Genomic DNA, 13,803 nt, shown 5'->3' with positions numbered 1-13,803 from the left:
GAAGGGGTCGGGGGACATGCCATGCTGAAAGCCATTCAACGCATCGCGCGCGCGGGGCTGGCGGGCGTCCTTCTGCTCTGCGCCGGCGCGACCGGATCGGCACAGGATAGCGAAAAAACGGTCGTGCTTCGCGCCGCGCACCTGTTCGACGCGACGAGCGAGCGACTGCGCAGCGATGCCGTCGTCGTCGTGCGGGCCGGCCGGATCGTCGCGGTGGGCGGCGATGCGGCGATTCCCGAAGGCGCCGAGGTCATCGACCTGGGCGACGCGACGCTGCTGCCGGGCTTCATCGACGTCCACTCGCACCTGACGCTCGAACCCGACGAGAATTACTATCGCAAGACGCTCAACGAGCTGATGCGCAACCCGACCGAAATGGCCTTTTATGCCGCCGCCAACGCGCGCCGGACGCTTGAGGCCGGTTTCACGGCGGTGCGCCATGTCGGCGGCCGCGAGTTCATCGACGTCGGGCTCCGCAACGCGATCGCGGCGGACCTGACGCCGGGGCCCCGCATCCTGGCCGCCGGCAATGCGATCACCGCGACGGGCGGCAGCTGCGACCGTCCCCCCTTTCCCGCGCAGCGCGTCGCCCCGCTGACCCCGCGCGAGGGCGTCTGCACCGGCGCCGACCAGTGTCGCGAGGCGGTGCGCGACCAGATCAAGTGGGGCGCCGACGCGATCAAGGTCTGCGCCTCCGGCGGCGTGCTGTCCTACGACCCCGTCGACGTCCCGCAACTGACGCGCGAAGAACTGGAGGCGGTGATCGGCGAAGCCCATAAATGGGGACGCAAGGTCGCCGCGCACTCGCACGGCGACGCGGCCTCGCGGCTGGCGGTCGAGGCGGGCATCGATTCGATCGAGCATGGCAGTTTCCTGTCCGAGGACACGCTGAAACTGATGCGCGCGAAAGGCGTGTATCTGGTCCCCACCTTCATGGCGCTCGACTGGGTCGAGAGCCACGCCGACGGCTATCCCCCCAACATCGCCGAAAAGGCGCATGTCGCCGCCGCCGCGCACGCGGACATGTTCCGCGCCGCGCTGCGCATCGGAGTCCCGATCGCGCTCGGGACCGACGCGACGGTCCGTCCCGACGGCCACGGCCGCAATGCGATGGAGTTCGCGCTGATGGTCGAGGCGGGAATGCGCCCCGGCGCGGCGCTGCTCGCGGGCACCAGCAATGCGGCGCGGCTGATCGGCCTCGAAGCCGAGATGGGCACGCTGACGCCCGGCAAATGGGCCGACATCGTCGCCGTCCCCGGCAACCCGCTCACCGACATCCGCGCGACCGAGCGACCACTGTTCGTCATGCAGCGCGGCCGCGTGGTGCGACGCGACGGCATCTCGCTGCTCCGCTGACCCCCTCTTTGCCCGAAGCCCTTACGCTATTCAGGGAGATTCCGATGCGCCGCCTGATCCCTCTCCTGCTTCTCGCCGCCAGCCCGCTGTCCTTCACGCCGGCCGCGGCACAGACGGCAGCGGCGGCGCCGGCCCTGCTCGACGTGCCGAAACTCGATTTCACGAAGCGCGTTCTCGCCAATGGCGCGACCCTCTACGCGATCCGGGACACGGGCACCGCAACGGTGTCGATCAACATCTGGTACGATGTCGGCCAACGCGACGATCCCCCCGCGCGCGGCGGCTTTGCCCATCTGTTCGAGCATCTGATGTTCAAGACGACCCGGAATCTGCCCGGCGGGGTGCTGGAGGCGGTGAACGCGATGGGCGGCACCGCCAACGCGTCGACGCTGTTCGACTACACCGACTATTATGTCACCGCCCCCGCCAACCGGCTCGAGGCGATGATGTGGCTCGAAGGCGAGCGGCTGCGCAATCTGGTGATCGACGAGGTAAGCTTTCATTCGGAGCGCGACGTCGTCAAGGAGGAGCTGCGCCAGCGCGTCCTGGCGCAGCCCTATGGCCGCATCCTCTATACGCTGCTGCCCGCCTTCGCCTTCGACGGGCACCCCTATGCCCGCCCGATCGGCGGCTCGCTCGCCGACCTCGACCAGGCCCGGCTGGCCGACGTGCGCGCCTTTCACGAAGCCTATTATCGGCCCGACAACGCGGTCTTCGTGGTCTCGGGCAATTTCGACCCCGAGACGCTGGATGCCTGGGCGGACCGCTACATCGGGTCGATCGCACGGCCGCAGCGGGCCATTCCGCGCGATCCGGCCAAGGGGCGTCCGGTGGCGGCGCGGACGATCGACGCCTATGCGCCGAACGTGCCGCTGCCGGCGCTGGCGTTCGCATGGCGCGCGCCCGCCGCAGCCGACCGTGACGCGGCCGGAATCGACCTGATCGAGGCCGTGCTGACCCGCGGCGCGGCGTCGCGCCTGCGCCGCGCGCTCGTCGACGAAAAGGGGCTTGCGTCCGCCGTCACCAGTTACAACCTGCCCGCGCGCGACGGCTACGCCTTTGCGCTGGTCGTGACGCTGGCCAAGGATCGCGACCCAAGCGAAGCCGAGGCGGCCTTCGCCGCCGAGATCGCCAGGCTGCGCGATACGCCGCTCGATCCGGGCGAACTGGCGGCGGCGAAGAACGGCCTGTTCGGCGATGCGCTCTCCGCCCGCGAAACGGCGCGCGGCCGCGCCTATGCGCTGGGCGGCGGCGCGGTGCTGACCGGCGATCCGCATCTGGTCGACGAACGGCTCGCCACCATCCGCGCGATCACGCCGGCGGACCTTCAGCGGATCGCGCGCCGCTGGCTGGCCGATGCGAGCCGCGTGACGCTCCGCTATCGCGACGAAAGCCTGCGGCCCGCGGGCTACGCCGGCGACCGCGCGCCCGACGTGACGGCGATGGGCCCGGCGGTGCCGCCGGCGAGCGCGCCGTCCGTGACGCTGGCGAGCGAGGCCGACCGCGAGCCGCCGCCGCAACCCGGTGCGGCGGTCCCCGCGACGCTGCCGTCGGTTGCCGAGCGCCGCCTTGCCAACGGGTTGCGCGTCGTCGTCGCCCGGTCATCCGACGTGCCCCTGGCCGCGCTGACGCTGGTGATCGACGGAGGCGACGCCGCCGACCCGCCGGGCGAGGCCGGGCGCGGCGACATCGCCGCGGCGCTGGCGCTGAAAGGCGCCGGGGGGCGGAGTGCCGAGCGGATCGCCGGCAACATCGCGGCGCTCGGCGGCACGATCGCGGCGAGTTCCGAATCCGACGCGACCGTCCTGTCGGTTCAGGTGCCTGCAGCCAACGCCGAAGCCGCGGCGCATATCCTGGCCGACGTCGCGATCCGCCCCGACTTCCCCGCCGACGCCCTCAACGGCGTCCGCAGCCAGCAGGTCGCCGCCATCACCGTCGCGCACAAGCAGCCGCTCCAGACGGCGCTACGCACCGTGCCGGCCGCCCTGTTCAGCGACGCCCCCTATGGCCGCACACCCAGCGCAGCGACGCTGGCAGCGGTCACACGCGACGGGCTGGTCGCGGCGCAGCGCCAATGGTGGATTCCAAGTAACGCGACGCTGATCGTCGCGGGCGCGCTGTCGCCCGATCAGGGCTTTGCGCTGGCCGATCGCATTTTCGGGGGCTGGAAAGGCGAAGCCGCCGTCCCCGCGCCGCAGCCCCGCGCAGCGTCCGCGCCCCGCGCGCCGCAGATCATCGCCATCGACATGCCCGGCGCCGGCCAGACCGCCGTGGTCGCGGCGCTTCCGGCCGTCGGGCGGGGCGATGCGGGCTGGCCCGCGCTGCGCGTCATCAACGCGGGCCTGGGCGGCGGCTTCCAAGGCTGGCTGAGCCAGGAGATCCGCGTCAAGCGCGGCCTCAGCTACAGCGCCGGCAGTCTGCTCGACGTGCGCCGCGACGCCACCGTCCTGATCGCCGCGACGCAGACCAAGACCGAATCGGCGATCGAGGTCGCAGGGCTGGTGCTCGACCAGATCGCGCGCCTGCGCAGCGAGCCCATGGACGCCGCCCGGATCGCCGACCGCGCGACATTCGTCGCCAACGGACTGTCGAGCCAGACCGAGCGCGCGGCGGGTCTCGCCAACTATCTCTCGACGCTGGTTGCCAGCGATGCGTCGCTCGACGTGCTCGCATCCGAAGTGTCCGCGAAGGCGCCGCCATCCCCCGAAGACATCGCCGCAACGGTCGCCGGACATATCCGGAGCGATCGGGCGACGCTGATTCTTGCCGGCGATTCGAAACAGTGGATCGCGGCGCTGCGCGAGCGCTATCCCGCCGTGAAGCTGATCGACGTCGACGGCAAGCCGCTGCCCTGAGCCGACGCTCAGGGCAAATAGCGGTCGCGCAGGTCTAGCGGCCGGGCGGTCAGCGGCTTTTCGAGCCCCTCGACGAAGATCAGGCGGGGCTGCGACAGCGGCTCGAGCGGATCGCCGCTCCACAATATCAGGTCGGCCGCGCGTCCGACGGCCAGCGACCCGATGCGGTCGGCGACCCCGAAAACGCGCGCCGGGTTGATGGTGATGGCAGCCACCGCAGCATCGTGCGGCAGGCCCCAGGCCACCGCGTTGCCGGCGCTGTAGCGCAGTTCGCGCGCGCGATGCGCGACGCCGCTGCCGGCCTTGAGGACGACGGCAACCCCGGCGGCGTGCAGCCGCGCGGCATTGTCCATCGACGCGCCGACCTGCGAGAAGCTGTGCGGCAGGTTGGCCAGCGGGTCGACGATGACCGGCACCTTCGCCGCCGCGATGGCATCGGCCACCCGCCAGCCCTCTTCGGCGCCGTCGAGGATGATGCGCAGTCCCTCCTCGCGGGCCAGCGCGATCATCTCGACGATATCCGACGCACGATCGACCTTGACGATCAGCGGCATGCGGCCTTCCGCCACCGGCACCAGCGCTTCGAGGTCGATGCGCGACAGCGTCTGCGGCCGCCCTTCCCCACGGTCGTAGGCGGCGCGGTGGCGCGCAAAATGGCGGACGTCGGCGAGCGTCGCACGCAGCGCCACGATCGCCGATCCGCGCGCGCCGCCCGCGCGCTCAGCACCGCCCTCCCCCATTTCGAGCACCATCGCCACGCGCGGCCGCGTGACCATGTCGGGGCGCTGCGCCAGATCGATCACCGCCGCCTGCCCCGAGAATTGCAGGTCACGCCCGGACCGGTCGTCGTAGAGCGGCGTGGTGACCGCGTGCGTGATTCCCGCAAGCCGCGAGACCGGCAGCAGGATCGAATCGGGATTGAGCCCCAGCGAGATGTCGAAGCCGGCGCTGATCGTCCGGCTGTGCGTCGCGCGGTCGGCGCTCGCCGGCACCTGGCTGACCTCGACCGCGCCAAGGGTGCTGTCGGCCTGGATGAAGCCCGGCGTGACGACGCCGCCGCGACCGTCGACAATGCGGGCGTCGGGCGGAACCGCGACATTTGCGCCGATCGACGCGATGCGTCCGTCGCGGATCAGGACCGTCCCCTTCGCGATCGTCCCGGCCTCGGTCATCGTCAGCAGCGTCGCGTCGACGATGGCGACGGTTTCGGCGGCCGCCGGCGCCGCGAGGGCGAGCGCCGCGCAGGCGGCGAGGAAGCGGATCATGGCCTTTCTCCCGCTTGCCCGACCAGAAAGTCGGAATGGCGCCGATAGGATGGATCGTCGCGATCGAAGACGAGACCGCCGTCGATCCAGACCTTGTCGGCGCGCGCATAGATGCTGAAGGGATCGGCGCTCCACAGCACGACGTCGGCATTCTTGCCCGGTTCGAGCGTGCCGACCCGGTCGGCGATGCCGAGTGCCCGGGCCGGGTTGGCGGTGAACCAGCGGATCGCCCGGGCCTTTTCGATCTTCAGCCCGGCGCGCCAGGCGGCCGACAGCGCCACCGCCGCCTCCTGATTCAAGCGCTGGATCAGGACCGGGTCATCGGAATGGATGATCGCGCAGCCGCCCGCCGCCTCGACGAGCGCGGCATTCTCCTCGATCGCGTCGAACACCTCCATCTTGTAGCCCCACCAGTTGGCCCAGGTGGCGACGCAGATGTCCTCCTTCACCAGCAGGGGCGCGATCTTGTAGGCCTCGTTCGCGTGATGGAAGGCGCGAATCCGAAAGCCGAACTCGTGCGCGATGTCGATCATGTTGGCCATCTCGTCGGAACGGTAGCAATGGTTCTGGACGAATATCTCGCCCTTCAGCACCCCGGCGAGCGTTTCGAGCTGCAGGTCGCGCTTCGGCGGCTCGCCGGTGCGGTCGCCGCTTTCCCACCGATCCCATTTGCGCGCATAGTCGGCGGCGTCGATCCACGCCTTGCGATAACCCGCGACATTGCCCATCCGCGTCGCCGGCGACCGGCCGCGCGCGCCATAGACGCGCTTCGGATTCTCGCCGCAGGCGATCTTGATGCCATAGGGGGCATCGGGAAATTTCATGCCCTGGACGGTGGCCGAGGGCACGTTCTTGAGCGTGACGGTGCGGCCGCCGAACAGGTTCGCGGAGCCCGGAAGCACCATCAGCGTCGTCACGCCCGCCTCGCGCGCCGTGTCGAAACCGGGGTCCTGCGGCCAGATCGAATGTTCGACCCACATCTGCGCCGTATTGGGGTCGGTCATCTCGTTGACGTCGTTGAGCGCGCCGACGCTGTCGGGCTGCGACCAGGCGCCGAGATGCGAATGGGCGTCGATCACCCCCGGCGTCACCCACTTGCCGCGCGCGTCGATCGCCCGATAGCCCGCCGGAACCGGCAGCCCGGCGCCGACCGCGGCAATCTTTCCATCCTCCATCAGCACCGTGCCGTTGGCGATCTCCTCCCCCGTCGCGGTGAGCACGGTGGCGCCGACCAGAGCGACCGGCCGGGTTGCCGGCGGACGATAGGTGCTCGGGAAAGGGGCCGAATGGACGGTGGGCGCAGCGGGCCCGGCGGATGCCGCCTGCGGCCCCGCCCCGTCGGACGCGGCGCAGCCGGCGAGCGCGAAGGCCGCCGCCGCGACGAGGAGCGGACGCGCTGCCATCGCGTGACCCATCACGGCGTGTTGGGGGCGACGGACCGGATGAGGGCGCCCTTTTCGTCGAGGAAGTCGATCGACGCCTTGCCGTCGGACGTCACCTGCATCCGGATGCGCGGCCGCCCCATCGCGTCGCTGAGCATCACCGCCGAATCGCGATCGCGCGTCTTGCCGACATAGAGGCGCTGGCGCCCGAAGCTGCCCTCCGCCTGCACCTTCTCCAGCAGCGCGGTGCGTTCCGGACCGTCGGGCATCTTCGAGATGCGTTCGGCGAGATCGAAGTCGAGCGGCTGATCGGGCCGGTCGCTGATGATCATCCCCGCCCAGCGCCGCCCGTCATATTCGCTCTGGGTCAGCTGGATCACCTGATCCTGCTCATACTGGTCGAAGCTCAGATGCCCGCCGCCCGACACCTTGCCGTCGGGACCGGTCTTGCCCGCAAAGGTCAGGCCGCCGTTTTCGGACCCTTCCTCATTGTAGAAGATGATCCCGGCGCCGCGATTGCCGGCGGGATGCGGACGTTCCTTGCCGTGCATGATGATGCCCGGCGCGTGGCTGCTGTTCGATACGATCATGCGGATCGTCCCGTCGTCCTCGCGCACGTTGATCCGCTTGACGTCGATCTCTTCGAACGCCGCCTTGCCCGGCCGCGTGTCGGCCCCCGCCTCGCTCACCACCGCGAACGCGAAGGCCGCGGTCAATATACCCGAATACAGCAAAAGCAGCTTGTTCACGTTCATGGGGTTTCTCCTTCGGCGGAAGACCGGACGGTCGGAAGATAGCGGTCGCGCAATTCGGTGGCGCGCGAGGTCATGGGCTGGCGGGCGCCGCGGATCAGCACGGCGACGGGCCGCGTCAGCGTGTCGAGCGGATCGCCGTCCCAGACGACGACGTCGCCGTCCTTGCCCGATTCGAGCGAGCCGACACGGTCGGCGAGCCCGAAGATGCGCGCCGGATTGATCGTGATCGCGGCCAGTCCGGCGCGCCAGTCGAGGCCGCTGGCGACCGCGTTGCCGGCATTGTAGCGCAGTTCGCGCTCCCGATGATTGCCGTTGCCCTCGATCGCGACCAGCACGCCGGCTTCGGCGAGACGGCGGGCGTTGGCGAGCGTCGCGCCGAGCGCTTCGAACGACGCCGGGCTGTTCTGGACCGGGGTGACGAGGACCGGGACGCCCGCCGCGGCGATCTCGCCCGCCACGCGCCAGCCCTCGGCGACGCCCTCGAGGATCAGCTTCACGCCTTCGGCGCGGGCCATCGCAAGCGCGTCGCGGATGTCGGAGGCGCGGTTGACGGTGACGAGCAGCGGCATCCGGCCGTCGACGACGGGGATCAACGCCTCCATATCGGCGCGCGACAGGATGTAGGCGCGCGTTTCGCCGCGGTCATAGGCGGCGCGGCGCGCCTTGAAATCGCGCACCTCCGCAAAGAGCGCGTGCAGCAGGGCCAACTCTCCGCCGCGTGCGCCGCCCGTTCGTTCGGCGCCGCCCTCGCCCATTTCGAGCACCATCGCGACCCCGCGCCGCATCAGCATCGGGCGGCCGTCGAGCACGACCGCCGCCGCCTGCCCGGCGAACGGCAGTTCGCGGTCCCCCTTGTCGTCGTAGGCGGGGGTGGCGATCGCACGGGTGATGCCGCCCAGCCGCGCAACAGGCACGAGCAGCGAATCGGGATTGAGCCCATAGCCGGCGTCGAACGCGGCGCTGATGTCGCGCTTGTGGGTGGCGCGATCGTCGGCGGCGGCGACCATCCGCACCTCGACGAGGCCGAGCGCCGTCCCCGCCGCGACCAACCCCGGCGTCACGACCTTGCCGCGCGCGTCGATGACCGTCGCATCGGGCGGCACCGCGACGCCCGCGCCGACCGCGACGATACGGCCGTCGGCGATGACCACCGTCCCGTCGGCGATGTCGCCCGCGGGCCCCATGGTGACGACGCGGCCGCCGGTGATCGCGACGGTTTCCGCCGCGGCCGGGCCGGTGCAGACCAGCGCCAGCAGGAAAAGGCCGAGACGGGTCATCGCGCGAAATCCTGACCGGGCTGGCCGAGCAGGAAGTCCGACGGCAAGCGATAACGCGGATCGCCGCGATCCCACATCGGCACGCCGTCGATCCAGACCCGGTCGGCAAGCGCGTAGACGCTGAACGGATTGGCGCTCCACAGCACGACGTCGGCCATCTTGCCGGGTTCGAGCGAGCCGACCCGGTCGGCGATGCCGAGCGCCCTGGCCGGATTGGAGGTGATCCACCGGATCGCCTCGCCGCGGGTGATCGACAGGCCGGCGTGGTTGGCCGCGGTCATCGCGATTCCCGCCTCCTGATTGAGCCGCTGGATCAGCAGGCCGTCATCCGAGTGGATGATCGCGCAGCCGCCCGCGGCGTCGATCATCGGCGCATTTTCCTCTATCCCGTCGAGCGATTCCATCTTCGCGCCCCAACTGTTGGCCCAGGTGGCGACGCAGATGTCCTCCTTCACCAACAGGGGTATGATCTTGTAGGCCTCGTTCGCGTGATGGAAGGCGCGGATGCGAAAGCCGAATTCGTGCGCGACGTCGATCATCACCGCCATCTCGTCGGCGCGGTAGCAGTGGTTCTGGACCAGAATCTCGCCCTTCAGCACCCCGGCGAGCGTTTCGAGCTGCAAATCGCGCTTCGGCGGTTCGCCGGTGCGCCCGCCGCTTTCCCACCGGTCCCATTTGCGCGCATAATCCGCAGCGTCGATCCATGCCTTGCGATAGCCCGCGACATTGCCCATCCGCGTCGCCGGCGACCGGCCCCGCGCGCCATAGACGCGCTTCGGATTCTCACCGCACGCCATCTTCAATCCATAGGGAGCGCCGGGGAATTTCATGCCCTGCGTCGTCACCGCGGGAACATTCCTGAGCGTCACGGAGCGCCCGCCGAACAGGTTCGCGGAACCCGGAAGCACCATCAGCGTCGTCACCCCGCCGGCGCGCGCGAGACGGAATTTCGGGTCCTGCGGCCAGACCGAATGTTCGGCCCACACCTCCGCGGTGTTCGGTGCGACGGCTTCGTTGCCGTCCTGATGCGACGGCGTGGCCGGCGAAGGATAGACGCCGAGATGCGAATGCGCGTCGATGATCCCCGGTGTCACCCATTTGCCGCGACCGTCGATGCGCGCGTAGCCGTCGGGAACGGCAAGGTTCGCGCCCACCGCCTCGACCTGGCCGTCGCGCATCAGCAGCGTCGCATCGGCGATCTCGGCGCCCGTTCCGGTCAGCAGCGTCGCGCCGACGATGGCGGTCGGCGCCGCGGCGGCCGGCCGATAGGTGCTGGGAAAGGGTCCTTCGGCGGCCGGATCGGCGGCAATGGCGCCGCCGGCGGCAAGCGCGAGCGCGGCCCATAAGGCGCCGACGGCCCGTCCCCCCGTATATCGCAGACGTCGTCGCATTCTTCCCCCTCCCGACCAGCACGAGCGATGGCGCGCGCAAATCCGCCACTCGCTTTTTGGTCGTCGGATGATGGCGGATTCGTCGGCCCGAACCATCGTTCCGGGCAGGGTGAGCCGCTTCGCGAACAGGCGAGGCGCAGGAGAGGGGCACAGGATTTGTTGAGTGATGATCGTCTGGCACGCCGGGCAAGACCCCTGTCGACGCGCTTTCCGGCCCCGCATTTTCCATCCGAGTTCGACGAGGGGACGATCTTCTTCGATTCGGGTTTCGCCGCGCCGCAACTGCTGCCCGACCTGACGCCCTATGCCGAGGCGGCCCTCGGCGCGCATCGCGAGGAGGCGCTGCAATATGCATCGGGCCGCGGCCAGCCCTATATGCGCGCGTGGCTGGCGGAGTGGATGAATGCCAACGGCTGCGACCTGACCGCCGACCACATCCTGGTCACCAACGGCGCGAAGCAGGGGATCGACCTCGTCTGCCGGCTGCTGCTCGACGAAGGCGACGCGATCGTGGTGACCGCGCCGACCTATTTCACCGCGGTGCCGATCTTCCGCAATTTCGGCGTCGAGTTCATCGAGGTCGGGCAGGATGCGGCGGGCCTCGACGTCGCGGCGCTTGCCGCCGAACTCGATCGCCGCGCCGCCGCCGGCCGGGCGGCGCCCAAGCTGATCTACAACGTCCCCGAATTCCACAATCCGACCGGCACGACGATGCCCGACGCGCGCCGCGCCGCGCTGGTCGCGCTCGCGGAGGAGCGCGGTATCGCGATCATCGAGGACAGCCCCTATCGCCGCGTGCGCTTCGAAGGCGCGGACCAGGCGCCGCTCAAAGCGCTCGACCGGTCGGGATCGATCTTTCACCTCGGCAGCTTTTCCAAGCTGGTCGCCCCCGGACTGCGCATCGGCTGGGTCGCCGCCGAACCCGCGCTGATCGCGCGGATGATCGCGCTCAAATCGGAAGGCGGTTCTTCGCCGCTGATCCAGAGGATCATTCATGGGTTTGCGAGTTCCCCTGCCTTTCCCGCGCATATCGCGCGCGTGCAGGCGGCCTATCGGGAGCGCCGCGACGCCATGATGACGGCGCTGGCGCGCGAACTGCCCACCGCCCGCGTCGCGGCGCCCGAAGGCGGCTATTATGTCTGGGTGACGCTGCCCGACGAGGCCGACGGCGACCAGCTCGCGGCGCGTGCGGCCGAAGCGGGCGTGCACCTGATCGCCGGAAGCCGCTTCTTCGCGTCGCAAGGCGCGGGCGTCCCGCGCAATCACGTCCGGCTGGCCTACAGCTATGCCACGCCGCCGCAGATCGAAGAGGGCGTGCGGCGACTGGGCGCCGTCTATCGATCGATGACATGCTGATGGCGGCATCCGCCTCGCCCCTGGTCGAGTTCCGCGGCGTCGAGAAACGCTATGCGGCCGGCGCCGCTGCCGCGGTGGCCGGGCTCGACCTGGCGGTCGAGCGCGGCGAATTCCTGACCCTGCTCGGCCCCTCGGGCTCGGGCAAGACGACGACGCTGATGATGCTCGCGGGGTTCGAGACGCCGAGCGAGGGCGACATATATCTCGATGGCCGCTCGCTTGCCGACCGGCCGCCGCACAAGCGCAACATGGGCGTCGTCTTTCAGAATTACGCATTGTTCCCGCACATGAGCGTCGCCGGGAATATCGCCTTTCCCCTGCGCGTCCGCGGCATTCGCGGCGCCGATGCGGCAGCGAAGGTCGAAGCGGCGCTGGCGCTGGTTCGGCTCGAAGGTCTTGGCGACCGACGGCCCGACGCATTGTCGGGCGGCCAGCGGCAGCGCGTCGCGCTGGCGCGCGCACTGGTCTTCGAACCCGACCTGGTGCTGATGGACGAGCCGCTGGGCGCGCTCGACCGCCAGCTTCGCGAACATCTGCAGATCGAGATCAAGCGCATCCAGCGCGCGCTCGGCCTCACCATCCTCTATGTCACCCACGACCAGAGCGAGGCGCTGACGCTGTCCGACCGCATCGCGGTGTTCGCCGACGGACGGGTGCAGCAACTCGGCCCGCCCGATACGATATACGAACGGCCCGCCAATGCCTTCGTCGCCGGTTTCATGGGCGAAAACAACCGCCTCGCCGCAACGGTGATCACGCAGCAGGGCGACCAGTGCGCGATCCGGCTGGCGGGCGGCCAGATCGTGCGGGCGACCGCGGCCGCCACCTTCACCCCCGGCACCGCCGTCGTCGCGGCGATCCGGCCCGAACATATCGAGATGGGCGAGCAGCCGCTCCCCTGTTGCAACGCGCTCGACGGACGCGTCGACCAGCTTGTCTATCACGGCGATCACCGTCGCATCCATGTCGGCCTCGACGGCGGCGGATCGCTGATCGCACGGGTTTCCGCCGACCGGGACGTAAAGCCGGGGGACCGGCTGGCGATCGGCTGGTGCACCGACCGCTGCTTCGTCTTTCCGGCGGCGGATGGCTCGAATCCGGGGGGAGAGGGATCATGACATTCCGGCTGAGAGCGCTCGGCGCGCTGGCACTGCTTACGCTCGGCGCCTGCGGATCGGGGTCCGACCTTCGCCCCCTGACCGTGGTCGGCTGGGGCGGCTCCTCGCAGGACGCGCACCGGCAGGCCTATTGGTCGTCCTTCTCGCAGGCGACCGGCATCCCGCTGCGCGAGGACAGCTGGCGCGGTGGCGTCGGCGTGATCCGCACCAAGGTGACCGGTGGCGACACGAGCTGGGACATCGTCCAGGTCGAGACCGAGGATCTGATCCTCGGCTGCGAGGAAGGCTTGTTCCAGCGGCTCGACTGGGCCGCGCTCGGCGGACGCGACGCCTTCCTGCCCGCGGCGGTGCACGACTGCGGCGTGGGCGCGATGCTGTGGTCCTATGTGATCGGCTATGACGGCGACCGCATCCGCGGGGCCGGTCCGCAAAGCTGGGCCGATTTCTGGGACGTCAGGCGCTTTCCCGGCAAGCGCGGCATGCGCAAGACCCCCAAATATTCGCTGGAGTTCGCCCTGATGGCGGACGGCGTGCCGCCCGACCAGGTCTATCCGACGCTCCGCACGCCGGCGGGGGTCGATCGCGCTTTCCGCAAGCTCGACGAAATCAAGCCGCATGTCGTCTGGTGGTCGTCGATCTCGCAGGTTCCCGACCTGCTGGGGTCGGGCGAGGTGGTGATGTCGGTGACCAGCCCCGGCCGGCTGGTCGTCGCCAACCGCACCGAAGGCCGCCATTTCAAGCTGAACTGGCACGGCAACATCTATGCCGTCGATTATTGGGTCATCCTGGCCAACAGCCCGCGCAAGGCCGAGGCCGCCCAGTTGCTGCGCTACATGACGCGGCCCGAAAGCCAGATGCGGCTGGCGCGCTTCATCCCGACCGGCCTCACCAACATCGAAGCGAACCGCGAGGTCGGCCCGGAGCTGAAGCGCGATACGCCGAGCGACCCCGCGAACATGGTCGGCGCGCTCGAACTCAACGCCGATTTCTGGGTCGAGTACGGCGACCAGCTCACCCAGCGGTTCAACGCCTGGGTCGCGCGCTGATC

The 13,803-nt window shown here is 69.9% G+C and carries 10 protein-coding genes; 5 read left to right on the top strand and 5 right to left on the bottom strand.

All coding sequences use genetic code 11. From position 1 onward, the window contains the following. Positions 1 to 21: 21 nt before the first annotated feature. A complete protein-coding gene (locus SGRAN_RS05585) occupies positions 22 to 1,356 on the top strand; it encodes an amidohydrolase family protein (protein WP_082737098.1) in 1,335 nt (444 codons plus the stop codon). Positions 1,357 to 1,400: 44 nt separating this feature from the next. After that, the gene (locus tag SGRAN_RS05580; RefSeq protein ID WP_067181417.1) at positions 1,401 to 4,211 is read left to right on the top strand and encodes a M16 family metallopeptidase; all 2,811 of its coding nucleotides are present in this window, start codon (positions 1,401 to 1,403) and stop codon (positions 4,209 to 4,211) included. An 8-nt stretch (positions 4,212 to 4,219) separates the two neighbouring features. Here the strand turns inward: SGRAN_RS05580 and SGRAN_RS05575 are convergent, their stop codons facing one another. From SGRAN_RS05575 to SGRAN_RS05555, 5 genes are read right to left on the bottom strand one after another with little or no spacing between them, the layout of a single operon-like run. Then, positions 4,220 to 5,476 carry an amidohydrolase family protein gene (locus SGRAN_RS05575; protein WP_067181415.1) on the bottom strand — a complete coding sequence of 419 codons (1,257 nt, stop codon included), beginning with the start codon at positions 5,474 to 5,476 and terminating at the stop codon, positions 4,220 to 4,222. Further along, positions 5,473 to 6,879, bottom strand: coding sequence for an amidohydrolase (locus SGRAN_RS05570; RefSeq protein WP_082737096.1), 1,407 nt, complete (start codon positions 6,877 to 6,879; stop codon positions 5,473 to 5,475). The genes SGRAN_RS05575 and SGRAN_RS05570 overlap by 4 nt, the downstream gene beginning before the upstream one ends. A gap of 11 nt (positions 6,880 to 6,890) precedes the next feature. Further along, the gene (locus tag SGRAN_RS05565; RefSeq protein ID WP_067181409.1) at positions 6,891 to 7,613 is read right to left on the bottom strand and encodes a hypothetical protein; all 723 of its coding nucleotides are present in this window, start codon (positions 7,611 to 7,613) and stop codon (positions 6,891 to 6,893) included. Beyond that, complete coding sequence (locus SGRAN_RS05560) at positions 7,610 to 8,890, bottom strand: amidohydrolase family protein (RefSeq protein ID WP_067181406.1); 1,281 nt, start codon at positions 8,888 to 8,890, stop codon at positions 7,610 to 7,612. Before SGRAN_RS05560 ends, SGRAN_RS05565 begins: the two co-directional genes overlap by 4 nt. Further along, positions 8,887 to 10,281 (bottom strand): amidohydrolase, encoded by a 1,395-nt coding sequence (locus SGRAN_RS05555; RefSeq protein ID WP_067181403.1) that lies wholly within the window; start codon positions 10,279 to 10,281, stop codon positions 8,887 to 8,889. The genes SGRAN_RS05560 and SGRAN_RS05555 overlap by 4 nt, the downstream gene beginning before the upstream one ends. Before the next feature lie 159 nt (positions 10,282 to 10,440). On the opposite strand from SGRAN_RS05555, the gene SGRAN_RS05550 reads away from it, so the two are divergent. Genes SGRAN_RS05550 through SGRAN_RS05540 form a run of 3 tightly spaced genes read left to right on the top strand, consistent with a single transcriptional unit; the run spans position 10,441 to position 13,801 of the window. Next, entirely contained in the window at positions 10,441 to 11,637 is a 1,197-nt protein-coding gene (locus SGRAN_RS05550; protein ID WP_067181401.1) for an aminotransferase-like domain-containing protein, read from the top strand. After that, entirely contained in the window at positions 11,631 to 12,755 is a 1,125-nt protein-coding gene (locus tag SGRAN_RS05545; protein WP_148650804.1) for an ABC transporter ATP-binding protein, read from the top strand. Before SGRAN_RS05550 ends, SGRAN_RS05545 begins: the two co-directional genes overlap by 7 nt. Beyond that, positions 12,752 to 13,801 carry an ABC transporter substrate-binding protein gene (locus tag SGRAN_RS05540; RefSeq protein ID WP_067181399.1) on the top strand — a complete coding sequence of 350 codons (1,050 nt, stop codon included), beginning with the start codon at positions 12,752 to 12,754 and terminating at the stop codon, positions 13,799 to 13,801. Before SGRAN_RS05545 ends, SGRAN_RS05540 begins: the two co-directional genes overlap by 4 nt. Positions 13,802 to 13,803: the final 2 nt, after the last annotated feature.

It is taken from the genome of Sphingopyxis granuli (genome assembly GCF_001559015.1).
Lineage (GTDB): Bacteria > Pseudomonadota > Alphaproteobacteria > Sphingomonadales > Sphingomonadaceae > Sphingopyxis > Sphingopyxis granuli.
Note: the sequence above shows the minus strand (reverse complement) of the source record. Positions and strands in the feature narration are given on the sequence as shown.

Bases quoted from the DNA above. Each gene is read 5' to 3' on its own strand.
- SGRAN_RS05585 (WP_082737098.1), top strand. From the start codon at position 22: ATGCTGAAAGCCATTCAACGCATCGCGCGCGCGGGGCTGGCGGGCGTC.
- SGRAN_RS05580 (WP_067181417.1), top strand. From the start codon at position 1,401: ATGCGCCGCCTGATCCCTCTCCTGCTTCTCGCCGCCAGCCCGCTGTCC.
- SGRAN_RS05575 (WP_067181415.1), bottom strand. From the start codon at position 5,476: ATGATCCGCTTCCTCGCCGCCTGCGCGGCGCTCGCCCTCGCGGCGCCG.
- SGRAN_RS05570 (WP_082737096.1), bottom strand. From the start codon at position 6,879: ATGGCAGCGCGTCCGCTCCTCGTCGCGGCGGCGGCCTTCGCGCTCGCC.
- SGRAN_RS05565 (WP_067181409.1), bottom strand. From the start codon at position 7,613: ATGAACGTGAACAAGCTGCTTTTGCTGTATTCGGGTATATTGACCGCG.
- SGRAN_RS05560 (WP_067181406.1), bottom strand. From the start codon at position 8,890: ATGACCCGTCTCGGCCTTTTCCTGCTGGCGCTGGTCTGCACCGGCCCG.
- SGRAN_RS05555 (WP_067181403.1), bottom strand. From the start codon at position 10,281: ATGCGACGACGTCTGCGATATACGGGGGGACGGGCCGTCGGCGCCTTA.
- SGRAN_RS05545 (WP_148650804.1), top strand. From the start codon at position 11,631: ATGCTGATGGCGGCATCCGCCTCGCCCCTGGTCGAGTTCCGCGGCGTC.
- SGRAN_RS05540 (WP_067181399.1), top strand. From the start codon at position 12,752: ATGACATTCCGGCTGAGAGCGCTCGGCGCGCTGGCACTGCTTACGCTC.